At 59.4% G+C, this 21,160-nt stretch carries 22 protein-coding genes; 3 read left to right on the top strand and 19 right to left on the bottom strand.

Annotation, left to right across the window (positions count from 1 at the left end; all coding sequences use genetic code 11):
* Positions 1-7: 7 nt before the first annotated feature.
* The 6 genes from trbG to OMK73_RS03730 all read right to left on the bottom strand — a co-directional run bounded on the left by trbG (position 8) and on the right by OMK73_RS03730 (position 5,240).
* Positions 8-895 carry a P-type conjugative transfer protein TrbG gene (gene trbG, locus OMK73_RS03755; protein ID WP_267600832.1) on the bottom strand — a complete coding sequence of 296 codons (888 nt, stop codon included), beginning with the start codon at positions 893-895 and terminating at the stop codon, positions 8-10.
* A 7-nt stretch (positions 896-902) separates the two neighbouring features.
* On the bottom strand, positions 903-1,667 hold the full coding sequence (locus OMK73_RS03750) for a type IV secretion system protein (protein WP_267600830.1): 765 nt from the start codon (positions 1,665-1,667) through the stop codon (positions 903-905).
* Between the two features lie 1,177 nt (positions 1,668-2,844).
* Positions 2,845-3,666: a P-type conjugative transfer protein TrbL gene (gene trbL, locus OMK73_RS03745; RefSeq protein ID WP_267600829.1), complete on the bottom strand. Its 822-nt coding sequence runs from the start codon at positions 3,664-3,666 to the stop codon at positions 2,845-2,847.
* A 17-nt stretch (positions 3,667-3,683) separates the two neighbouring features.
* Positions 3,684-3,869 (bottom strand): hypothetical protein, encoded by a 186-nt coding sequence (locus OMK73_RS03740; RefSeq protein WP_267600828.1) that lies wholly within the window; start codon positions 3,867-3,869, stop codon positions 3,684-3,686.
* Between the two features lie 10 nt (positions 3,870-3,879).
* Positions 3,880-4,623, bottom strand: a complete 744-nt coding sequence (trbJ, locus tag OMK73_RS03735; RefSeq protein WP_267600826.1) for a P-type conjugative transfer protein TrbJ — start codon at positions 4,621-4,623, stop codon at positions 3,880-3,882.
* A complete protein-coding gene (locus tag OMK73_RS03730; protein ID WP_267600825.1) occupies positions 4,623-5,240 on the bottom strand; it encodes a hypothetical protein in 618 nt (205 codons plus the stop codon). Before OMK73_RS03730 ends, trbJ begins: the two co-directional genes overlap by 1 nt.
* 36 nt (positions 5,241-5,276) lie before the next feature.
* Here OMK73_RS03730 and OMK73_RS03725 point away from each other — a divergent pair, with 36 nt between their 5' ends.
* Positions 5,277-5,495: a hypothetical protein gene (locus tag OMK73_RS03725; protein WP_267600824.1), complete on the top strand. Its 219-nt coding sequence runs from the start codon at positions 5,277-5,279 to the stop codon at positions 5,493-5,495.
* A gap of 24 nt (positions 5,496-5,519) precedes the next feature.
* Here the strand turns inward: OMK73_RS03725 and OMK73_RS03720 are convergent, their stop codons facing one another.
* The 4 genes from OMK73_RS03720 to trbB form a co-directional block, all read right to left on the bottom strand.
* Positions 5,520-8,123 (bottom strand): transporter, encoded by a 2,604-nt coding sequence (locus OMK73_RS03720; protein ID WP_267600823.1) that lies wholly within the window; start codon positions 8,121-8,123, stop codon positions 5,520-5,522.
* Positions 8,124-8,128: 5 nt separating this feature from the next.
* Entirely contained in the window at positions 8,129-8,368 is a 240-nt protein-coding gene (locus OMK73_RS03715) for a hypothetical protein (protein ID WP_324291649.1), read from the bottom strand.
* 105 nt (positions 8,369-8,473) lie between these two features.
* Positions 8,474-8,845: a TrbC/VirB2 family protein gene (locus tag OMK73_RS03710; RefSeq protein WP_267600822.1), complete on the bottom strand. Its 372-nt coding sequence runs from the start codon at positions 8,843-8,845 to the stop codon at positions 8,474-8,476.
* Positions 8,846-8,865: 20 nt separating this feature from the next.
* A complete protein-coding gene (gene trbB, locus OMK73_RS03705; protein WP_267600821.1) occupies positions 8,866-9,861 on the bottom strand; it encodes a P-type conjugative transfer ATPase TrbB in 996 nt (331 codons plus the stop codon).
* Between the two features lie 105 nt (positions 9,862-9,966).
* Here trbB and OMK73_RS03700 point away from each other — a divergent pair, with 105 nt between their 5' ends.
* A complete protein-coding gene (locus tag OMK73_RS03700; protein WP_267600820.1) occupies positions 9,967-10,977 on the top strand; it encodes a TcpQ domain-containing protein in 1,011 nt (336 codons plus the stop codon).
* Positions 10,978-10,979: 2 nt separating this feature from the next.
* Positions 10,980-11,429, top strand: coding sequence for a type IV pilus biogenesis protein PilM (gene pilM, locus OMK73_RS03695; protein ID WP_267600819.1), 450 nt, complete (start codon positions 10,980-10,982; stop codon positions 11,427-11,429).
* A gap of 76 nt (positions 11,430-11,505) precedes the next feature.
* On the opposite strand, the gene pilV is transcribed toward pilM, so the two are convergent.
* The 9 genes from pilV to OMK73_RS03650 are packed head-to-tail and all read right to left on the bottom strand — an operon-like array spanning position 11,506 to position 21,045.
* Positions 11,506-12,882 carry a shufflon system plasmid conjugative transfer pilus tip adhesin PilV gene (gene pilV, locus OMK73_RS03690; RefSeq protein ID WP_267600817.1) on the bottom strand — a complete coding sequence of 459 codons (1,377 nt, stop codon included), beginning with the start codon at positions 12,880-12,882 and terminating at the stop codon, positions 11,506-11,508.
* A complete protein-coding gene (locus OMK73_RS03685; protein WP_267600816.1) occupies positions 12,879-13,847 on the bottom strand; it encodes an ATPase, T2SS/T4P/T4SS family in 969 nt (322 codons plus the stop codon). Before OMK73_RS03685 ends, pilV begins: the two co-directional genes overlap by 4 nt.
* A 12-nt stretch (positions 13,848-13,859) precedes the next feature.
* Entirely contained in the window at positions 13,860-14,405 is a 546-nt protein-coding gene (locus tag OMK73_RS03680; protein WP_267600815.1) for a type 4 pilus major pilin, read from the bottom strand.
* Between the two features lie 51 nt (positions 14,406-14,456).
* The gene (locus OMK73_RS03675; protein WP_267600814.1) at positions 14,457-15,563 is read right to left on the bottom strand and encodes a type II secretion system F family protein; all 1,107 of its coding nucleotides are present in this window, start codon (positions 15,561-15,563) and stop codon (positions 14,457-14,459) included.
* A 9-nt stretch (positions 15,564-15,572) separates the two neighbouring features.
* The gene (locus tag OMK73_RS03670; protein ID WP_267600812.1) at positions 15,573-17,093 is read right to left on the bottom strand and encodes a GspE/PulE family protein; all 1,521 of its coding nucleotides are present in this window, start codon (positions 17,091-17,093) and stop codon (positions 15,573-15,575) included.
* Between the two features lie 8 nt (positions 17,094-17,101).
* Positions 17,102-17,584 carry a hypothetical protein gene (locus tag OMK73_RS03665; protein ID WP_267600811.1) on the bottom strand — a complete coding sequence of 161 codons (483 nt, stop codon included), beginning with the start codon at positions 17,582-17,584 and terminating at the stop codon, positions 17,102-17,104.
* On the bottom strand, positions 17,571-18,968 hold the full coding sequence (gene pilO2 / locus OMK73_RS03660; RefSeq protein WP_267600809.1) for a type 4b pilus protein PilO2: 1,398 nt from the start codon (positions 18,966-18,968) through the stop codon (positions 17,571-17,573). The genes OMK73_RS03665 and pilO2 overlap by 14 nt, the downstream gene beginning before the upstream one ends.
* Positions 18,965-20,647 carry a PilN family type IVB pilus formation outer membrane protein gene (locus OMK73_RS03655; RefSeq protein WP_267600808.1) on the bottom strand — a complete coding sequence of 561 codons (1,683 nt, stop codon included), beginning with the start codon at positions 20,645-20,647 and terminating at the stop codon, positions 18,965-18,967. Before OMK73_RS03655 ends, pilO2 begins: the two co-directional genes overlap by 4 nt.
* Before the next feature lie 2 nt (positions 20,648-20,649).
* Positions 20,650-21,045, bottom strand: coding sequence for a TcpQ domain-containing protein (locus tag OMK73_RS03650; protein ID WP_170301903.1), 396 nt, complete (start codon positions 21,043-21,045; stop codon positions 20,650-20,652).
* Positions 21,046-21,160 lie beyond the last annotated feature (115 nt).

Below are 21,160 nucleotides of genomic sequence, written 5' to 3'. Positions count from 1 at the left end.
TGCGCCCTTACCAGAACAGGCCGCGTTTCGGGGCCTTGTTCCATGTGATCGTCACTTTGCTCTGGTTCGAGTCGACACCGACGACCAGCATGGCGCGGTCGAACAGCTTGTCCACGATGTAATAGGCGTCCTTGACACGGTAGTTGACAATCTGCGGCTTGTCCTCGCGATCGAGCAGCAGAAGCACCGGCGCCTCCGCCGACTTCATTTGCTCGGGCATTTGAATATAGGTCCGCGTCCCATCGTTGAAGACTCGCGTAGGATTGAAGAGCGTTTTGTCACCGTCGACGCTGTAGCCGAAATCGAGCTTTTCGACTGACGTAGGGGGAAGATCCGCGACGACGCGGGTGCCTTCTTCCCTGGCTCGCTTCTGCGCGGTTTGCTCAGCATCGTTCCACTCGTCAACGATGTCCTGCGGATAGTAGAAGCCCGCCCGGTTCATATAATCCCGGTCGTTTGCGCTTGAGTAAAGACGCATGTGGTACGTGCGCCGATCGGTAGTGACGATCATGTTCGTTTCCAAACCTGTGTCCGTCGGCTTCACAACGATATGAGTCACGCGCTTCTCACCTGATCCAGATTGGGCCTTGGAGAGTAGCCACCTGGCGGAGTCGCCGAGCATTGGCTTGCCGCTCACATTCTCACCCGGCTCGAGCTCGACGTCGCACGCACGCATGGGCGCACACGTGATCGTCGGCATGTACTGGCCGAATGGATAGAGCACTTTCCCATCGTCCGACATGATGGGCTTTGCAACCCCCGTCTGCTGCCATTTCTTAGCTTGCGCCAGTGCAGCGTCTTCCAACGTCAGAAATTTCTTGCTGGTGCCGGCGCCGGCCACCGACGACAACAAAGCGACAGCCAGCGCTACGAGAATCTGCTTTTTCACGATCATGTTTGCCTCAAATCCCACTTTGCTTCGACCAGGAGAAGTCAGTGACCATGTAGCCGGCAGGATTCCGGCGAATGTTCTCTTCCGAGTCTTGCGCGACGATGGCGTACGTCAGCTTCACCTTCCAGCGTTCCTTCCTGAGAACCTCTCCCTGGAGATTGCGCCATTCCTCAGTCCACTCCAGATCCCACGTGTTGCCTCCGATGGGGAGAGCCAGAGTGACGACTGCAACGGCGCTTGAGGTGGCTGCGGTCTTGTATGGCTCTCGTTGCCGATAGAATTCATCAAGCTTCTTCTTGGCCGGCGAACCGGCGGCCACGCGCGCATATACCCAGTCAAAGTTCTTCTTCGCTGCCTTCAGATCGCCAATGACGGCGCGTGCATTCTCCACCCATTCGATCGTCTGTCCACGAATGATGCGGCGCGAGTCGATGGGATTGCTCTGATCGACCGGCCCCACCGCCACAACGTGCCCAATCTGGTCTTGAACAACCACGTAGGGCTGAAATTTGGGCTTGAGCAGTGCGTAGCCGTTGAAGGCTATCGAGATGGATAGCAGCGCCGTCTGCATGCAGAAAGCGACTTGCCAGTTTGCCTTCGCCTTTGCCAGGTTCATATAACGATCGTCCTGGTGCCGCTGGTGCTCCACGAACGGATTCACCGCATCGCGGCCCTTCTTCTTAGCTTTCGCCGGCGCCTTATCCGCGCCAGCTCCGACATTGTCGATGTCCGCTACTGCGGCGGCACCCTGATCTGCCTTCTTACGCCAGAGCATGAATCCTCACTATATTTATCAGTCGCGCGCGTGGCCGATGTTGATGTTGATCGCGGCACTGCCAGCGCCGTCCTGCGGCACATAGCCTTCCAGTTGCGAATCCTCTCGCCAGCGGAGGGCTTGCGCTCTCCCTGCTGACCACCGGAATTGCCTGCAGCCGAGGCGGCATCCCCGGTCGGCGTGGTACCGGCGGAGAGCGCAACGCTGGAAGCATCGCCAACGGACGCAGGTGCAGCCGCACTATCAGCTACCTGTGCAGGTTGTGGCGTCGGGGCAGCTTGCGAGTTGGCTGCAGGAGCCGACGGAGCCGTTGGGGCGCTGCTCGACGCTGCAGCAGCGGGGCCGCCGGCGCTGGCTGCAGGCGCAACCGCGCTGGCCGCAGCCGGGGCTCCTGACGGCCCCGCAGCGGCGCCCGAGGGGCCGGCAGCAGCGGGCTGAGCCGTAGCCGCCTTCCCTGCCGGCCCACTAGTGCTGGCACTCTGCGCGGCAGGACTCACCGCGGCAGGTGCTGGGCTCGATGCAGCCGTTGCCGCAGCCGCATCGCCGCCCTCGCTAGCGCCGCTCGAGCCAGCTTGCGCGCCGCTGTCCTGCGCCGGCTCAGCGCCCGGGGCCTGGCCATGTCCGCCGGCATTGCCACCGGCGGGCGCCGCCCCAGCCCCGCCACCAGCATTGGCCGGCGCGGGCACTCCCTGGACACTGCCGCCGCGCGTCGCCTCGATACTCGATGCAATCTTTCCGCCGGCGGACTGACCGACCTTATCGGCAAAAGCGGTCTTCGCGGAGCCCGCTGCGCCGCTAGCGGCACCGGTGGCCAGGCCCAATCCGTGGGAAGCTACCTCCTTAGCCGCGTGACCGGCAGCCGCCAAGCCCGTCTTGCCGTGGTCGGCAGCCGAACTCAGGCCTGCGCCGAGGGCCTGCGCCAACCCTCCAGCCCCTGCAGCCCCGCCCACGGCCCCGGCGACGCCGGCAGCGCCCGCCGTCGCAGCCAAAGCGCCAGCACCCACCGCTGCACCTGCCACCGTCGCGGCTGTTCCTGCTAGCGAGCCTGCCGTGAGGTTCGGGCTACCGGACATCATCGCCGTGGCCAACTGCGGCACGTTGATGGCGAGGTAGGTATAGATCCCCGCGACACCCAGGACCACCATGCAGCTCTTGATGAGCTGATCCGCATCGATCATCAGGCTGCCGAACAGGCTCTGTCCCCCCCGACAATTGCGTAGAGGACCATCAACTTGATCCCCGTACCCACGGCGAATTGCAGATACTTCGTTGCGAAGTCCGTGGTCCATCGCGACCCGCCGAACCCCAGCAAGATCACGCCCAAGCCGATCGCGATGTAGCTTTCGATCAAAGTCACCAAGAGCTGCGCCGCTACCCAGAGGAATGCCAAGAAGATCAGCAGGGCCATGAAAGTAACGGGAAAGACGACGACCATCTTGTCGAAGGCCCCCAGCGACTTGATCATCTGGAAGGACCCCAGTGCGAGATCGAGGCCCTTGTTCACGATGCCATCAGGCGTGAGGTCGCCGACGTTTGAAGCAGCCTTACCGATCGTGATAAACGATTTGATGATTGCCGGAATCCACTCGTCGGACAGCTTTAGCAGCGAGAAGAAGAATCCGAGATTGAAGATCTTCCGCACAAGGGCGTGCAAGATCTCTGGCATCTCGTTTTTATCTAATACATATATTACTGTAGACCAACAAAAATCGACCAGGGCGAGCTTCCAGAATAGCCCCATCGCAAAGCCCTTGACGATGGAATACCAACCATTTTGCAGCCCCCGGAACTTGTCATCGATCTTGTCCAACTGCAGCAAGGAATCGTCGGCTGACGCGGTGACCTGCGAAACCATGTACAGCAGGAACACCACCAGCAGGCCCAACCGCAGAGCCTTCCTGCACTTCGGCTGCTCCAAGACAGCGCGAATAAAGGCTATCTGGAGCGCATCCAGATAACGAAACAGCCGGATGGCCGTCGACGTGAAACTTGACTGCATGGGGAGCCACCTAACGTTCAGTTATCGGATTTACGCACGGAGTTGCTGTTGATGCCTCCGAACGCCTTGTCAATGGCCACGTCGCCAGACGAGCGGGAAGCGTCCGCAGCGCCCGCGCTCCGCGTCGGGTGGCTGTCTTTCTGACTACAGCCGGCGCACAGCGCAAAAACAATGAGGAGGGGCACAACGAACTTGTTTCGCATATGAGTTTTCCTAGTTGGCCTGGCCCTTCACGGACTTGGATGCAACACCGCCAAACGCTTTCTCCACGCCCAACTGTTGCGCGTCCTTCTCGCTTTGCGCCGCCGCGGCGAACTCGTTCTGGCTCTGCACCTGCGCGAGTGCCACCTGGCGGAGTTTCTGCATCTGCCCCACCATCTGCAGACTGATCGCGGCGCCGGCCTGTGCGGCTTGCAGTTGACCTGCAGCCGTCTGCGACTTAAAGGCCAGTTCGTTCATCATCCCCTCTTCGGTGGCGAAATTCTCCGAGTGGGCAGTGACCAACTTGATCGCGTTCTTTGCTGCCGAGAGCGATGAATCCGACCAGTTCCTGTAGGCCGAGGAGAAGTCCACGGCCCCGCCGTATCCGGGGTGGTTGCTCTTAAACTGCTGATTCACCGACGCGAGCGAGTAGGCCGTCTGCTGGCCCTTCGAATAGATGTTTCGCAGATCGCTGAACGCCTGCGACATGTTCTTGTCGACAAAAAGCTGCTGCGCTGCTGAATCGAGCAAGCTGCTCGGCGTCATGCGCTCGAGGTTCTTCAGCATCGCCGCGTACTGGTTCATCGTGTTGGCACTCGTCTGGGCCTGTTCGGCATAGGCCAGGACCAGTTGCAGATTGTTGAGAATCTGCGTGGGCTCCGTGGCGCCAACAACGGCCCCAGCCTGAGCGACGTTCGACGTGACGCTCGACAGCAGCAAAACTCCTGCTGCACACATGATTTTCAGATTCTTCATCAGTTTCCTCCTAGGGGTTCACATATCGACATGAGCTCAGGCGTGAATGCGCGCACAAACCGGTATTTGGTGTTCTTGCGCATATCCTCCTGGATCAGGGACCGTTTGAAATGGTCCTCATCAACCGCAGGGACCGGGCGATCCGGATACCGTGCTTTCACGCCAGCGACAGCCACCACCGCTTTCTGGACCATTGCCTCGCTAGCGAGCGTCAAGGCGCCATAGCCGACGTAAAGACTCCAGCCCTGATAGCTCGGTGAGCTCGACAGGGGAATGTTCAGCCGGACCGACGAAAGCCCATCGCGACGAACAATGTGAGGGATCAGGGCGGCGCCCGTGAATGCCTCCCAAGCCGAATCTTGGTTCAGCAGCGCGGCCTGCATTTGCTGGGGGTCATGAACCCCGACATATATGAGCCCTGGCCTCCCCGCGTCTTCTGGGTTCACCAAGAGGTTGAGCGTTACGACGGGCGTGCGTCCGGCGCACCCTAGAGTCTGGTTCGCAACCGTAATGGTTGAAGGACCAGGTACGAAAGGGGTGGCGGCGAATGTGGCAGACGCCGCGATGCTCGTCATGACCATCACGGCCAGGCCGAAAACATGCGAAATGCTCTTCATGCTCTTTTACCTTGAGGGATGAGTCGGCGCAGCCTAATGCTGCCTAAGCGCTATTTGATGGCGCCGTTCGCGTGCCGCGCGCACAACGGCGCGAGCAGCAGCACGAGCAGCCCGGAAGGCGAGTCCGCCGGTAAAGCCGACCAGCCCGCCAAAGAGCCCAGCAGCCACGCCGACAAGCGGACCCGCCACAACCAAAACGAGGAGAAACAACGTCGTCATATCAACCTCCCTAGTTGCTTTAATTATATCACTTAATAGTGATATTACAATATCAGAATCTTAAGCCGCAGCTTGACGGTTCTCCAGCAGCGAAGCCCATTCCGCAAGACCATCGCCCCACTCTACCTTTGCCGTGGAGCAGTGGCGCAGCCACTCAGCGCCGAAGTTCCGCGTACCCGAGGCAAGGATGCGCCGCGCGTGATCAATATCCTCGGTGCCGCTGACGCCCACGAAGGCCAGAGTCACCGGGCCAAGCCCAAGGCGGAACCGGCGCCGCCCCAACGGGGACATGTAGAAGTAATCCTGCTTCTTCACGCCTTGGGCAATGAGCTCGATCTGCTGGTCGTTGAGGCCGATGCGCTCATACTCCTCCCGCACGCTCACGTTGCGTTGCGCTTCGGGATTCGACAGGAAGATCTTCGTAGGGCAGCTTTCGTAGAGAACGTCACGGATCGCGCTTTTTCCAACGTCAGAAATCGACTGGGTGGCAAAGCCGACCGAACAATTCCGTTTGCGCATGACTTTGAGCCACTCTTTGATTTTCGCACTGAAGATCGGATGCTCAAGCATGAGCCACGCTTCGTCAAGAATGAGCAGCGTGGGCGAGCCATCCAACATCGTCTCGACCTTGCGGAAGAGGTACAGGAGCACCGGCACAGCGATTTGCGCGCCCTTTCCCATCAGGTGTTCCATCTCGAACACGATGAAGTGCGCGCCCTGCAGCGTGTCGTCTTCGCCGTCCAGCATCTGGTTGTTGCCGGCCAGCGTGTACGGTTTCAGCGCTTCCTGCAAATCGCTGTCCTGCAACTGGGACACGAAATGGGTCATCGTCCGCTGGTCAGGGTCTGCGTTTCCAATCGAAACCAGCGCATTGGCGATAAGATTGCGCCGGCGCGACGTTACCTCGACCTTGGAAAGCGCCAGGCACGTCTCGATCCAGTCCAGCGCCCAGAGCCGCCAGGAAGGCTGATCGACATGGCGCAGGGGGCATAGCGCGTCTCGATACTCCTTGCCTCCCACGATACTCGGATGCTCCCCCGCCAGATCGTAGTAAGCGCCGTTGACCGATGCGCATGCGACATAGGACGAATAGCCCTTCTCGAACTTGATCGTCCTTGCCCTGCGGTAGCGCATGTGCTGAAGGCCCATCAGTTCAAGCAGCGTCGACTTACCTGCGCCCGTCGGGCCGAGCATTAGAAAGTGCCCGACATCGCCAACGTGCGTCCCCACCCTGAAGGGCGTTCCGCCTGTTGTATCCGCGTACATCAACGGCGGACTGTTCGGCGGATAGAAGGGGTTGGGGTTGGTACTCAGACCTGGCCAAGTGGCCGTCGTCGGGATCAAATGCGCAAGGTTCATCGTGTGAAGGATTGGCCGGCGCACGTTCTCATATCCATGGCCCGGAATGCTCCCCAAGAATGCTTCTACCGCATTGATTGTCTCCACGCGAACGGCGAAAGAGAGGGTACGGATCGCCTTCGCGCACATCTCTACCGCCTCCAGGAGGGCCGGCAGATCTTGATTCATAAGCACAATCACGCTGGTGTAGTGACCAAATCGAACTCTGCCCGCAGCCGCCTCTCCCATGGCAGTTTGGGCATCGATCATCATTTCCAGGGCGTCCTGGTCAACCGCTCCCGCTGAGTTGTTAGACACCGTATCGCGCAGTCCGCGAATTTTCTGCCGCCACTTCTTGAACATCTTCTCCAGAAGATTCCTGCCCTCCTCGGGGTCCATAAAGATGAACCGCGTGCTCCACCTATAGGTGACCGGCAGCGAATTCAGGGAATCCAAGATGCCCGAGTAGCCGTGCGAAGGGAACCCTTCGATGGAAAGGACGCGGATATGATTCGCGCCTACCTTGGGCGTGTTCCCTGCGACAAAGTCCTGGCTGCCAACGATCGTGTCGATAGTCACTCCAGCCTTCGGCAATGCCATGTACTGGGCAATGCCTGTGACGCAGTAGTGCACGTATCCGAGCAGATCATCGACATGATACTTCCGGCCATCTGCCGCATTGATCCGCTCGTGGCAACGCATTCGGGTAATGGCATTGAAGACCAGCCCGAGTTCGCCCTCGAGGGAATCGAGAATCGTATTGAACTGCGCGACAAGCCTCTCCCGCGTTGCCGTCTTAATGCCCCGCAGGTCCTCGCTGTGCTCGAACATCATCGACTGAGCCTTGCTCTCCGCGGCGAGTGGGGGCAGATAGGTGAGGATGATGGCGTAGCGGCTCTCATGGTGGAGGCCTTCGCCGCTGTACTGCAGGCGCCGCTCCTCATCCACGAGCTCGGCCACAGGATGCACGAATGGAGTCCGGTCCGGGTAGCCGATCGCTTCAGACCGCATCGCGTCGATATGCGCCATCCAGCCCGAGCCAAGTCGCGCAAGCGCGTTGTTGACGCGGGCCGAGATCATGTCGAGTTCGTGGTTCGTGGACGATTCGGTATCGGTCCCTCGATAGAAAAAACCGCCTATGATCTCGCCGCCCTTCCCCGATAGAACACCGTCAGCTATGGGTTCGGCATGGCGAAGAAGATCTGCCAAACCGGCTTCGGAGTCGCGAAACTCCTCCTGCATTCCTGGCCGATGGCGCAGGAATGCGAAGAGGAGAAGCCCCGCTTCGATGATGAGGATGAAGATGAAGAAAAGGAATCCAGTCATGGCATCTACTTGTAGTCCCGATACTGCGGCTGCGGGGCATCGAACCGGCCTCTCGCAGGATAAAAGCCCTTGTACTTGCGAGCTCGCTTGAGCACCGCCCACATCTGCGGATCACTCGTCGCCATTCGCCGCAGAATGGCCATCCCGAGAAGCCATACGACTCCACAGACAGGAACAGCCACGAACATCCCAAAGCGCAGCGTGAGAATGTAGGCGAGATAGACGGTCGCAAACAGGAGAATCATCACCTGCCTGCGCTCGCCCCCAGGAACGTCAATACGCGGACGCCAGCGCGATGAATGGCGACCTTGATCAGCTCACTGCGATGGCTTCCGCTCATGTCTCACCTTTCAAGCAGGGCAGCTGCCGATACTCGCGCCCATCTTCATCGCGATCCAGCCGATGAAACTCGACGCGCCGATGAGAATGCTGACGGCCATGACCACGTTCACGATCTTCTTCATGATGCCCGTGAATTCCTCGCCCCAGATGAAGCCGCCAGCAGCCGCTGCGAACGCGATCGTGCCGACGGCCAGTGCCGTAGGGCCCTTGAACCAGTTCGATACGCCGCACAGCGGGCCATCCCAAGGCGCCCCTGTACTCGATTGCTGCGCAAGAGCGGCACCCGCATACAGCACGATCCACCCCAAGATGTTCAGCTTCAGGAACGACGGCTTGCGCTTCGCCCAAACGGACACAACGCGCTTCCAAAGTTGCTTCATAGATATCACCTTTTATTTAATTACTCTTGCACGTCCCGCAGGACGTATTGATGCGCGGCAGCGTCGTAGCGCTCCACAAGCGCGACCTGTTCAACCCGTCTCTTGCCTGAGATTTCCCCCTTCTTGATAAAGATGACCATATCCACCGCAGAAGCTATCACCTGCGGGTTAACCACAGCGACCGCCTCCTGAATGAGTTGCTCCACACGGATCAACCCACCCATGCAATCGTTCGCATGAATAGTGGCCACCCCTCCTGGATGGCCTGTGTTCCATGCCTTGAGCAGCGCGTTTGCCTCTGGCCCACGCACCTCTCCCACGATGATCCGATCGGGCCGCAGCCGCATAGTGGCCTTCAGAAGGTCAAGCATTGTGACCGTCCGGCTGGTTTGCAGAATGACCTTGTTCTCAGCCGTGCATTGAACCTCGCCCGTGTCTTCGATGATGACCACCCGGTGATCAGGGGTGTGCTTCGCGATAGCTGCGATCACTGCGTTGAGCAGCGTCGTCTTCCCCGAAGCCGTCGAACCGACCACGAGAATGTTCTTCCGAGTACGAACGGCCTCCAGGATCGCTGTGTAGTACGCGAGGGACAGAATGCCGGCCTGCACATAGTCTTCGAGTGTGTACACAAACTGCGCATGCTTTCTGATACTGAACAGCGGTCCGGCGGACGCTGGAGGAATCACGCCTTCAAAGCGCGACCCATCAAGGGGTAGTTCGCCTTCGAGAATTGGGTTGTCAGCCGTGACCGTCCGATCCAGCATCGACGCGATCGTGTTCATGACATTCAGTGCTTGGGCCGGGCGCAAGGTTTGCCCAGTGTCAATCATTCCTACACCCACTTTGTAGATCCAGAGCTTTCCGTCGGGATTCAACATGAGCTCTTCGACGGCTGGATCTTCGAGAGCGGCCAAGCAGGTCGCGCCCAATCCTCTTCGAATCGATTCATTCAACCGCTCACGCGGATCGCCCTTACCTTCATCGGACACGGCCATCACCTCCTCATTGATCACGATGCGTATTGTGCTTTTATTTTAGTACAATGTGCAATAGCATGATATCAGAGGCGCTCAAGTAACGCCGACCCATTTCCAACGTCAGAAGAACCGGAAACCTTCATGAACGCAAAGCAGATCGTCCTGGCCATCGCGCTTGTCTTCAGCGCCTCCGCTCACGCGTCGTTCTATGTGGACGAGGACGCGCCCCAGCAGACCGCAGCGAACCCCCAACCCCTTGTCACAACGAGTGCCTTCGACATCGGGTACAGCATCAAGCGGGCTGTCATCGGTCCCTCGTCCCGAAAGCTCCTAGCCGATCGACTCGAGGACGCCATCGACGCCGACCAGGTGATCGTCACCGGCTTTGGAGACGCCGCCGGTAGCACCACGCTCGCCAAGCAGCGAGCCACGTCCGTGCGGCAGTGGTTCATTGACAACGGGGTGCCTGCCAGCAAGATTCAACTGGCGGAGGACACGTCCGCCCGGGAGCCCGGCGGAAACCGGCGCGACGCGAGCAAGGTCTCCATTTCTCTTCGCATGCCTTCGCGGAGCACCTCGGGGGCGACGCCCAAGACCATTGAAGCAACGAACCAGCGTGCGATGCAGACGGTAGACGCTATCCCCGCCCGCCCACAGAGCCAGAGCCCGATGCAAGGCCAACTGCCGGCGATTGATCCGATGGTCCTTCAAATGGTCAATCGCGTCCTCGCGATGGCGCAAAGCAACGCCATTAAGGCAGACGACGCGCTCCGGCTCATTGCTGACTTGATGCAACAGCGACAGCCGCAACCGCAGTTGCAGTTGCAGTTGCAGTTGCAAGCAAGCCCCGGAGCGCCGCTAGTCGCCACTATCCAGCCGGCGCCGATCATTATTCCTGTGGTGGAGCAGCCTCGCGTATGGACCCTGACGTCAGGGAAGAGTCTGAAGGAGAACCTCGAGGCATGGGCCGCCACCGCCGGTTGGCCTGCGCCGACGTGGGAGGCCTCCAATCCCTATCAAATCACTCAGGATCATCCGATGACCGGGACCTACATGGAGGTGCTCGGCCAATTGGCAAAGATGGTCCCTACGATCGATCTGCAGGTACGCAAGGGTGCGCGTAGCCTCAAGATCGTCGACGCGAGGAAATAACCATGCTGGGCTATGCACTGGCAGCCGCTGCAGGAGCTTTCGCGTTCACGGTCATGTTTCAGACTGTCGCGTATCAGAGCGCCGCGGCGGACACCACACAGACGGCTGCGCTCGCCGGCAACATGCTGAACTATTCCCAGCGCGTCGCCGCCTATGCCGCAGCAAATCCTGCCACCTCGGGCGCTGTGCCGGATTCCGCTTTGTCTCTCCCGACGTGGTACCAGAAGGCCCCCGGCGTGTTCAACTACGTCGACGCCGGCTACCCCTACGTCTACCTCCCCGGCACTCAGCCGGGCCTGCCAACTGCCATCGTGACCGTTAGCAAGGCCACCGTCCACGTTGGCATCAAGGCGGGAGCCTCGATCGCACTGCCGGCTGGCCAGCCGGGCTTTCCCCTCGCCCGCCCCCTTCCCGCCGTCATCCCGGACGGGGCGACCGTGATCGTCCCCTAGGGGGCCACTACAGTTGCCCCAATAGAAAGAGCCCGCAATCGTTGCGGGCTCTTTCCGTTCTGACGAGGTGCGAAGCTCAGATTCCAAAATACTGGATCGAACTCCCATAGCCGGAGCCAGAGTACCGGCTGTTATTCGTGCTAAAGACGTGCCACCCCGGATCTAACGTCACCTGGCAAACGCCCAGCGATTGCACCGACCACGAGCCTCCGGAGACGACCGAAGTATCGCCAACCGTCGGACAGGCCGATCCATCTACCACGATTTGCGCCGTCACCGAGCCGCCGGCTTGCTGCGCGGAGGCGGTAATGATGAAAGTCTTGCGCGAGGTCACGGTAACCCCAATGGCTGTATCGCTCCCACCGCCTACTGGCCCACCAATGATGGCCGATGCTGAAGCGCCCTGCCAAACGCCCGACTGGCAGGACAGAATCCGCCCATTGGCGTCCCGACCAACGAGGCCGTTCGTGCTGCACCAACCGCCTTCGCCGGCCCATCCGTCCAGTTGAAGGTATTCTCCTGCCCGCACTCGCCCGTTGGAGTTGATGTAGCTACTCTGCACTTCACTCGGAGAATAGATGCCGGCGTTGTTATAGGCCCGAATCCACTGCGTGTCGGACATGTACAAACCACCGCCCCACTTTTGGCTATACCAACCTGAGTCTCCCTGCGTTCGGAACCATCCGCCGGTATAGGTCTCCTGCCCGATCCTAGCGTCGTTGGAGATGGCCAAATTCGCCCCGCTGACCTGGCCGGTGGCGGCAACCGTAGTTGCGTTCACAGTGCCAACAGCATTCAGGTTGTTGCCAGCCATATCAATGGCTGTTTCCATCCGGTTGTACTCCGGTCGGCCAGCGACTACCTTCCTGTGCAGGTAGTCGCCAGGATCAACGGCGGTGCCGTCTTGGAAAGCAAGAGCCAGTGCAAGCTTGCCGGCGCCAGGAGAACCACCGTAGGTGCCTAGAGCGTAGTTCCACCCACCAAAAGACCCTGTCGCCTGCGCGGCGTTCGTCGCACTAACGTAGCCGCCTTGGCCGCCGATCAGCTGCGCTATCTGCCGCAGACTGGTCTCCTTGATGGTCTCACCGCCCGTAGTCACCACCAGTGCCTCAAGGCGATTGGCAGCAACCTTGTTGATCCGGATCGAATAGCCTTGCTGGTACACATTGGTCGCGGCAAAGCCACTGGGGAGATAGCCAGCGAGGGCCGTCGTATCGTAGGCCACGTAGGGGTTAGCGCTTGCCAGGATCGTCGCGTAGTTGTCCCCCATCCATTTCTGAGTCGCCTGCAGCACCGTCGTCGCACTGCTCGCCGCCGTTGCGTTGACCTTTCGGTCCACATCCGAGTTGATCCACGAACTCATCGTCGTCATCAGGGCGATCACGATAATTATGCCCATGGCCACCTCGACCGAGATGAAGCCTCGTCCCTTGCGCCTCTGCGTGTTCTTCATTTTTTAGTCCCCAGCATCTTGAGCGACTGCTGATCGAATGCGATCTTGTTCGCCTGGTCGATCACGTCCTGCTCCAGCATCGAGAATTTCGCATCCCGAATCTTCGCGACAACGCTGTTCATGCCTGCAACGCGCAGCACCTTCGTTTCCAACCGCGTCGCATTCCTTTCCTCGCTGGCCCTGCGCCGGATGGTTTGCCATATGACCATGGACAGGCCATCGGCAATCAGGTCAGCAGCGCGATTGGTCTGCCCAGCGCATAGCGAATGAAAGCGAGAAACGGCATGCACGGGCGTGTCCGCATGGATAGTGGAAATGCAGGTGAACCCGTTGATGGCTGCACGACCAACCTCGAGCGCCGTACGCTCATCGCGGATCTCACCAACCAGTAGGAGATTGGCGCCGCTGCGGAGAGCCTTCTTCAGCTGTTCCTGGTAGCCACCTCTCTTCTCGCTAGCCCAAAGCTGAATACACCTGCCTTTGCCCCGGACACCATGCAGCGCAGTCTCGTTTGGGTCCTCTACAGCGACGGCCACGCCGCCGTGCAGAGCCAGTCTCTCAGCGAAAAGCGTTGACGCTGTCGACGTTTTTCCAGTAGCAATTTCGCCCGCAACCAAGACCAATCCGCGCAGGTCCGCAGCGAGCAAAAACTCAAGAATGCTCGGAGCAAGGGGGAGCGAAGCCGCTGGCCGAATGCTGGCCGCGGACTTCCGCAGCACGAACGTGATCGTCTCCGTCAAATCCTCCATGACAGTGACCCGGAACATCGTTCCTTCGACGTTGAGAGAGAACTCCTCTTCTCCATACCGCTCGTATTTGCTCTCACACTGGCGACGGAGCTCCTCGACATCGCCTAGCAGCGGAGGAGGTACCGGGCTGCGGCCCGGCTTCCCGTTGATCCCTGTGATGTCGCTGAAGTCCGCGCCAATGTAGAGGTCTACGAATTCGACCTTATGGATTCGCATCGGATCAGGTGCCTACGATGCAACCGTGTAGGTCACGGTCGACATGGCCGCGCCACAGGCAGTCGTCGCTGCTGGCGCCGCGATTTCGCCGGTCGTTGCAGCGCCGCTGCCAACCTTGGTGTTCGAGAACGTGCCGCTACGCGTCAGTTTCGGGACCACCTTCACACAAAGCGTGGGCTTCAGGTTGCTGGTAGCGATCGTGAAGCCGGCGCCGGTGCTCGTCACGACATAAGTGCCGCCAACAGGGTTCTGCAGCACGCCACCCACTATAGCGACGTTCGTCGGTACACCGCCGATAGCAATCAGCGTGGCTGCCAGATCGGTGCCCGAGGCCCCGTAGCCGGCGTTCGACTTGAGCGCCCTGGTACTCGTAACTAGCGCTTGAATGTTGCTGATCTCCTCCGTTGCTTCGGAGTTACCAGAGAGCATTTCGCTCTTGGATGCGCCGAGAGCAATCAGGCCGATAACGATGACAAGCACGATGATGGCTTCCACCGAGAGGAAGCCCCGCTGCGTGCGAGCCGAGAAGGATTTCTGACGTTGGAAAAATTTGGACATGGCGTTACTCCGATAAGTGTTTTACTGCTTTTGATATATTACTACTAAATTTTACTTGTCGAACGTGGCAAGGCTTGCATCCTCCATGCCGCTTGCTCCGGCCAGCACCAGCAAGATGATCGCGCCGTTGAGAATAATCCCGGACGCGAGCATCACCTTTGCGAGTGCCTGCAGCTTGACGATGCTCTGGTCGAGCCAGTCAGCGCCGAACTGCTCGATATTCTCTTCCGAACCTTTCTGCGATGTGATCGCACGGAGGAAATACACCGCCCGACGGTCCGGAAAGTCGTAGCCAGCATCTGTGAGCGCCTGCCCGAGCGTCTTCCCGTTGTTCACGCCAAACAGCGTCGCTTCCAGCCGTTCGCGCAGCCAAGGATTTGCATGCCTGGCAGCATCAGTGAGGATCTGCGAAAGCTTGATACCAGCGCTCATCTGCACTCCGATGTTCAGCAAGAAGGTGCTCCCATACATCATGCGATAAAAGGAGTAAGGAGGAAGCTTGTCCAAGTAGTACCGGATGTTTCCGCGCAGCACTGGCAGCGACAATATGACGAGCACGCCAAGGACCACCAGCGATATTGCCGCAATGTGGCCGTAGTTCGAGACGAAGAACGAGAGCTCCTTCAGCACCCAAGCAGGCCCCTCCACCGTCTCTGCAGCCTTCCCCCGTAACAGCTTTGGCACCAGGTCGTTTGCCACCTTGTTAAGCAGATACGCGCACTGCAACATCAGGATCGTGGGGTAGACCGTAGCGCTCATTACCGCCTTCACAGCCAGTCCTTTGGATCGCACAATCCGCATCACCTTGTCGAAGGCCTCCAAGATATTGCCAGATGCGCTACCGGCGTCCAGCAACGAGCACTCATCATCTGGCAGCCATCGTCTGAGCGCCTCGCCAAAGGACTTTCCGGTGCGGATTTGCATCAGGCAGTCAGCAGAGACGACGGCAACGATATTCCGAGGCTTCCGTCCGTCCTCGCTGTAAGCGTTGTAGATGTCGGTCAGGGCAACAGGAAGCTGCACATTCCCCTGCAGCATGAGTTTCAGCGTCTTGAAGAACTCGATCTTGTCGTTCGCGCGGAATTGGCCGCGCACCCACCACGTCGAGAAGTGATGCCACGCTTCCCGCGGATTGGCCAGCATGTTCAAAGCACTCATGTCCTGTTCCTATGCAAGGATAATGTCGTCCTGGTCGAGCAAGCACACCTGCTGCTCGGCGAATAGCGGGTCGACCAGTCCCTCATTGATCAGCCGGATGAGGTGCATGCACTTGGTGATCCCGCCGAGTTCCTTGGCCCAGTACGAACGGGCAGCAGCACTGCCTTCGGTCCGGTACACGTTCATCAGCTTCTGCGTCGGCGTCACAACTTCGGCCACAACCGACCGTCCTCGATGGCCCTTGCCCTTGCAGTGCTTGCAGCCCTTGTTCTTTCCTCGCACTTTTACCCTCTGTGGGTTGCAGTAGCGTTCCACACGAGCTCGAAGATCCTCCGGCAGGGTTTCCTTAGCGGCGTCATAGGGCCGAGCGCAGTGAGGGCAGTTTAGGACCACTAGAGACTGATTGATAAGGCCTGTGACAATCGAGGCGTCCGTCACGAACGAAGGGTTCACCCCCAGATCGATCAAGCGGTCCAACGTCTGGATCGCGTGATTCGAGTGGTTCGTCGTCCAGACACCATGGCCGGTCATCGCGGCACGGAATGCCGCGACAGCCGAGTTCAGATCGCGCATTTCCCCAATCATGATCGTGTCTGGGTCAAGACGAAGCAATTCACTGATCGCGTTGGCCCAAGCCCGTGAGACAGATTCCGGATCATCCGAATCGCACATCAAGGGAGTCTGCACTGCCCCCGGAATCTTGTACTCCGGCGGGTGCTCGACGGTCATTACGTTAGTCTTACCCCCGAGATAGTCGAGCATTTCCCGCAACAGCACTTCGAGGGAGGTAGACTTGCCCGCGCCCGTCGGACCGCTGAAGATATTGATGCCGTAGGGGTTGCGCGTCATCCGGACGATATGCTCAGTCTGTTCCGGAAGGTAGCCAAGTTCACGAACGGCCTTCCGCTCACCCTTCATGAGAAGACGCAAGACCACCAGGTTGCCGTCGTCAGTCGGCCTTGTGCCAATCCGCGCGCCGGTTAGGCCCAGCTGCCGCAGGTACTCAGCCTTCAGGCGACCATTCTGCGACTTGTTCTCGTAATATTGCTCCTCAGCCACGTCGCACATGGAGCCATACATCGCGCGGCAGATCTCACGTCCATCCTCTCGGCTGAACTCGCGGAGAGGCTCAAGGAAGCCGTCAACTCGCACCAGGACTAGCGACCGTGTGTCTTCGTTTCGGAAGTGCACGTCGCTCGCGCGAAGACGAATTGCCTCGAGGATGATGCCTACTACCTGACCCTGGCGCTGCGTGAAATCTTCGCGCGCAACAGCGGCATTTTCTGCGTACAGCCCTTGAATGTGTTCTACCGAAGTAACCTCACGGCGGTACTGCACATTTTTGCGCCGCAACAGTTCGATGTAGGCCAGGACAGCGGCATCCGTGGCATACGAGCCTGCTATGTACAGCGTATGATCGTCGCCGAGGTACATCTTGTCCCGATGCGCTACGGGGATGGCCAGCCTTCCCGTCGCAGACACGACGGAAGGCAAGGCACCACCCATGGCGGTAAGGTCGTTAGCGCCCATGTTTTCCCCTAGCGAGCCACGGAAGGCACATACGGCGAGCCGGTTGGCCCGAAGTTGGGGGTTCCCTGTGCTGGCTTCTGCTGTTGGGGAACCGAGGACGACATTCCCACGGTGTACCGTTCTTTCCCCCGGGTAAGGTCGACAGTCCTGGCCGTCATGTTGATGGCGTCGACCCGGAATCCTCCGGGCAGGCGCGTGCCTTGTCTTGCCTCGACCTTCACGTTGCCGGCGAAGATCAGTTCTGCCGTCACAGGATCATCATTGACGCGATCGATCTTGAGCACATTGGGCAATACGCCGTTGTCCCCGTAGCCGCCTCCAGACTTCGATACCAGATCCTGCCGCGCCTCTTCCATCTTGGCTTGAGCCTTGAGAAGAATCGTTTGTGCGTTGACTTCGCCGAGCTGGTCCTCGCTGGCTACGTTCGCCGCCACGGCAACGCTACTGATGGCAGCCATGCCGATCACTACTGCATATTTACCGATTCGCATACAGATCCCCTTTGACCGTCCATTCGAGTTTTGCTTCTTCCTGGCTGAGCGTCGCCGTGATGTTGGTGAGCCGCAAGCCAGGTAGATCCTTGAGGCGCTCAACGTGTCTTGCCGGTGGTAGACCCGTTTTGAATTCAAACGTGAACTCCTGCCAGGTCGGTTCTGGCGGAAGAGGTGCCGCCGGCGTGACTTGACCGGGTAGCGCCGGTGGAGGCTTGGGGACCGAGATGTCCCGATGCACAATGCTGACAAGCTTGGCTACGTCTTCGCCCCAACCCTGCACCTCCGAAGCAAGGCGCATCTTCGCGGCGGACGCATCGAGAAGCAGCTCGTCGCCGGCTGCAGGCATCGATAGATCCCGCGTGATGGTCGCTTCGATACTGGAATCTAGAACAGCAACGCGCCAGTCCTTCAGTGAGCTCGCGGCGTCGTGGAATGCTTCCACCGTGGCGCCTTTTTGTCCCCTGACGTAAGCAACGACGACGCTTCCTGCCACGCACGACGAATCCCTCTCCACCCAGCCAGCGATGCTCAGCGGCGTGGCGGCACTCGCCTCCTTGCACGCGCTTGTGAAGGCCAGAGCCGATGGCATGTGCGCCCACGGATGCTCGAGAGCTTTGACCGTCTGCTTCTTGCGCGACTGCTCTTCGAGCAGCGCAAGCGCGCGACGGCGAAGCTCGGCTTGTCGTTGGAGTTCAGCGATTCGCTGCGCTTCCTGATGCTCTGCCCATTTTCCGTAGGCAAAGATCCCAACGCCAGCGATCAGCAATGCAACGGCAAGCACGCCGATCTCCTTCTTCGTCAGGCCGAAGGTCAACTGCTTGAGCTTGTACTCGGGCCGCAGCAGCTTTGGCTTGAGGACGGACGGGAGATCATGCTCCTGCAGCGCGACGCCGAAGGCCTGTGGCGCAAAGACGTTCTCGCCGAAATCGAGCAGGTTGATCCCGTGCATCAGGAGTTGCTTCGCCTCCTCAAAACCATGCACGACGCGATCGAAACCGGGCACGATCGTGCCTTCGTGGACGGCTACAACCGCGTATCGGTCCTGATCGTCCACCGCGAATGCGCCGATCCAGCGGTCCCCAAGCACTCCAGCCAGACTGGCCGCAAGGCTGTACATGCCCTTCAACGCACCACGGTCCTTGCTCACGAAGCCGGCTTGGATGCGTGCCCGACCTCGGCGGATTGCGACAATATCCCAGTCGTGCTTCTTCCCGAGCTCGCGAGCTTCGCCCATGTATGCGCGAGCCCGCGACAGCGGTTGCCAGAACAGGCCGCTGACAAATTTCTTGCCGTGGATCGTGATAATGGCAATCTCGGACGACTCCGAAGCTGCTACCGCCTTCTTCTCAGGTGGACGCCTCCTCCGCGATGGGAATTTCATTGCATCACCCTGGGTGTGATGAGAACCAGCAGCTTGGTCTTGCGCTTCGTACCGTTTATGCCGCCCCCCAGCAACCAGTTCGAGGGAGTGAACGTCCCCGTCTGCGTCGCATTGGTGTCTTCGTCGTCAAAGCCGGACAGCATCATGGTATCGCCGGAAGCAAGCCTTACCTTCTGCGACATGTTGATCGGCAGGTTCAACTCGGGCAGTTCTGCATACGTGTCGCCGCGGCTAACTGCCCGGATGTTCAGCAGGGAGGACAGATTGATGCTGAATGCCACCAGCATTCGATTGTCCTCGAACACATATGGCGTCAGCGACATGTTGAGGCCGGTAGTGACCATGCCAGTCTGCAGGGTGGTTGTGGAGCCCACCTGAGCCGTGTTCGTCGTCGTGGAGCCCGCCACGAAGCCCTTCTGACGCGCAACCTGCACTGAGACGGTCTGTAGGTTGAGGGTCGTCGCCGACGGCGCCCTGCGCAACCCAACGTTGCCCTGCTCCGACAACGCGCTCACGATTGCGTCGGTGCCCGACCAGCGGCTTCCTGAATTCTTGAGAATAGAGAACGTTCCACTGGCTGCCGCAGTCGGCGCCGAGAACGAGCTCGCCAGCGAGAAGCCATACTTCTGATTCAGAGTTTGGAACAGCGCATTGAAGCTAAGGCCTAGCGCATCGGTGTCGTTGGTTTCCACCGAGACGAGATCCACATCGAACACCACCTGCTTCTCGAGGCGAGCGTTGAGCGGTGTGACATAGCGCTCCATCCTGCTCAGAACATCCTCGTTATCGGTGACTGTGATGGTGCCGGTGGATGGCGCGCCCACGACAGTTCCCTTCGGTGACTTCATGCCCTTGACGGTCTCCATGATGTCCTTCCACAACTCCATCTTCAGAGTCACGGTCGTGCTTTGCTGGGAGCCGGTGGAGCCCCCAATGCCACCGGCGGTGCTTGTGCCCGCACCGCCCGATCCCGATGCACCAGCACCGGCGGCAGACGTGCCGTTTACCATCGTAGTGCCGCTTTGCACGTCCGATTTCAGTGTGGTGTCAGAGTTGAACGCAGAAAGCAGGAACACGCGCGTATCTACGTTGTAGATCTTGATCTTGCCGTCCTCGACTTTCCAGGACACACCCCAGCGCGACGTAACGGTATCCATGAGGCCGGACAACTCACCGTGGTAGTTGAGATCAAGCAGGCCGATCTGCCCTGCATTCCCCAAGCCGGTCTGCGCGCCCATGGGCTGCGGCTGCATTGGCGGCGCCATAGGCGTGTTTGTAGCCGCAGCGGTCCCCTCGTTGGCCAACGGGTTCTGGACCGCCGCTAGCGCGTCGGGCGTGACTCGGACATTTACCTTGCACTTGCGCGTGATCGTTTGCGCGAACTCGAGCATGCTGATCGGCGCAACCGTCTCTATTGAAATGCGGCAACGCAGTAGTGGCGACGAAGGGGCCGCGTTGTTCACCTTCTGCAGGATCGGCGTGAGGCTGACGAACTGGTCGCTCAAGTAACGCACGGTCTCACGGGGCCGCTCCGTCCCAGCATTCTTCATGGCGGCCATTTGCGCTTGCGCGTCCACCTGGCGCTGAAGAAGATCGCGATTGATCGTGCGGAAGTTGTCTACTGATGTGCAACCAGATATATATATTGCACTCAGCGCGATGATAAGGATTTTGCGCATGACTATTTCTTCCTGACAGTGATGTACACCACTCGTTGATCCGGCTGAATGTCGACAACAAGCGGGATGTCCGCTCGTTCATACCTACGAATCCACTGCGCGACTGCGCTATCGAAGGTGCCCTGGAACGTTACAGGCGCCGGCAGGCCGTAGTCGACTTTCTCGGCGCCTTTGAAGGCATCCCAGATGACGACCCACTTCGCCCGGTTGGCCCATTGCTGAAGGGAGTCGCTCAGGGTACTCCCCTGCTCTCCCTTCCAGATTTCGACCGGGATTATCACTTGCGCCGGCGCAGGTGCTGCCACAACGACGGCTGGCTTTTCTCCTTCGTCTTCCACAACCAGGCCAGCGGTCGCGGTCAAAGGAAGAAGCGCCAGCCCTAAGATTAGATGCCTCATCAGGTGCCCTCTCATGTTCAAGGCGCTTCGCGCCCACCGTTCAATTATGATATTAAAATATCATCCGCGCAACGATGTTCGCAGGCTTACGCGCCGTTGGCGGTCCGGCATTTTT

The sequence above is a fragment of the Cupriavidus sp. D39 genome, from assembly GCF_026627925.1.
GTDB lineage: Bacteria > Pseudomonadota > Gammaproteobacteria > Burkholderiales > Burkholderiaceae > Cupriavidus > Cupriavidus ulmosensis.
Note: the sequence above shows the minus strand (reverse complement) of the source record. Positions and strands in the feature narration are given on the sequence as shown.

What these genes read in the sequence shown, in the direction of transcription:
- trbG (WP_267600832.1), bottom strand. Translation starts at nt 895, where the DNA reads ATGATCGTGAAAAAGCAGATTCTCGTAGCGCTGGCTGTCGCTTTGTTG.
- OMK73_RS03750 (WP_267600830.1), bottom strand. Translation starts at nt 1,667, where the DNA reads ATGCTCTGGCGTAAGAAGGCAGATCAGGGTGCCGCCGCAGTAGCGGAC.
- trbL (WP_267600829.1), bottom strand. Translation starts at nt 3,666, where the DNA reads ATGCAGTCAAGTTTCACGTCGACGGCCATCCGGCTGTTTCGTTATCTG.
- OMK73_RS03740 (WP_267600828.1), bottom strand. Translation starts at nt 3,869, where the DNA reads ATGCGAAACAAGTTCGTTGTGCCCCTCCTCATTGTTTTTGCGCTGTGC.
- trbJ (WP_267600826.1), bottom strand. Translation starts at nt 4,623, where the DNA reads ATGAAGAATCTGAAAATCATGTGTGCAGCAGGAGTTTTGCTGCTGTCG.
- OMK73_RS03730 (WP_267600825.1), bottom strand. Translation starts at nt 5,240, where the DNA reads ATGAAGAGCATTTCGCATGTTTTCGGCCTGGCCGTGATGGTCATGACG.
- OMK73_RS03725 (WP_267600824.1), top strand. Translation starts at nt 5,277, where the DNA reads ATGCTGCCTAAGCGCTATTTGATGGCGCCGTTCGCGTGCCGCGCGCAC.
- OMK73_RS03720 (WP_267600823.1), bottom strand. Translation starts at nt 8,123, where the DNA reads ATGACTGGATTCCTTTTCTTCATCTTCATCCTCATCATCGAAGCGGGG.
- OMK73_RS03715 (WP_324291649.1), bottom strand. Translation starts at nt 8,368, where the DNA reads ATGATTCTCCTGTTTGCGACCGTCTATCTCGCCTACATTCTCACGCTG.
- OMK73_RS03710 (WP_267600822.1), bottom strand. Translation starts at nt 8,845, where the DNA reads ATGAAGCAACTTTGGAAGCGCGTTGTGTCCGTTTGGGCGAAGCGCAAG.
- OMK73_RS03700 (WP_267600820.1), top strand. Translation starts at nt 9,967, where the DNA reads ATGAACGCAAAGCAGATCGTCCTGGCCATCGCGCTTGTCTTCAGCGCC.
- pilM (WP_267600819.1), top strand. Translation starts at nt 10,980, where the DNA reads ATGCTGGGCTATGCACTGGCAGCCGCTGCAGGAGCTTTCGCGTTCACG.
- pilV (WP_267600817.1), bottom strand. Translation starts at nt 12,882, where the DNA reads ATGAAGAACACGCAGAGGCGCAAGGGACGAGGCTTCATCTCGGTCGAG.
- OMK73_RS03685 (WP_267600816.1), bottom strand. Translation starts at nt 13,847, where the DNA reads ATGCGAATCCATAAGGTCGAATTCGTAGACCTCTACATTGGCGCGGAC.
- OMK73_RS03680 (WP_267600815.1), bottom strand. Translation starts at nt 14,405, where the DNA reads ATGTCCAAATTTTTCCAACGTCAGAAATCCTTCTCGGCTCGCACGCAG.
- OMK73_RS03675 (WP_267600814.1), bottom strand. Translation starts at nt 15,563, where the DNA reads ATGAGTGCTTTGAACATGCTGGCCAATCCGCGGGAAGCGTGGCATCAC.
- OMK73_RS03670 (WP_267600812.1), bottom strand. Translation starts at nt 17,093, where the DNA reads ATGGGCGCTAACGACCTTACCGCCATGGGTGGTGCCTTGCCTTCCGTC.
- OMK73_RS03665 (WP_267600811.1), bottom strand. Translation starts at nt 17,584, where the DNA reads ATGCGAATCGGTAAATATGCAGTAGTGATCGGCATGGCTGCCATCAGT.
- pilO2 (WP_267600809.1), bottom strand. Translation starts at nt 18,968, where the DNA reads ATGAAATTCCCATCGCGGAGGAGGCGTCCACCTGAGAAGAAGGCGGTA.
- OMK73_RS03655 (WP_267600808.1), bottom strand. Translation starts at nt 20,647, where the DNA reads ATGCGCAAAATCCTTATCATCGCGCTGAGTGCAATATATATATCTGGT.
- OMK73_RS03650 (WP_170301903.1), bottom strand. Translation starts at nt 21,045, where the DNA reads ATGAGGCATCTAATCTTAGGGCTGGCGCTTCTTCCTTTGACCGCGACC.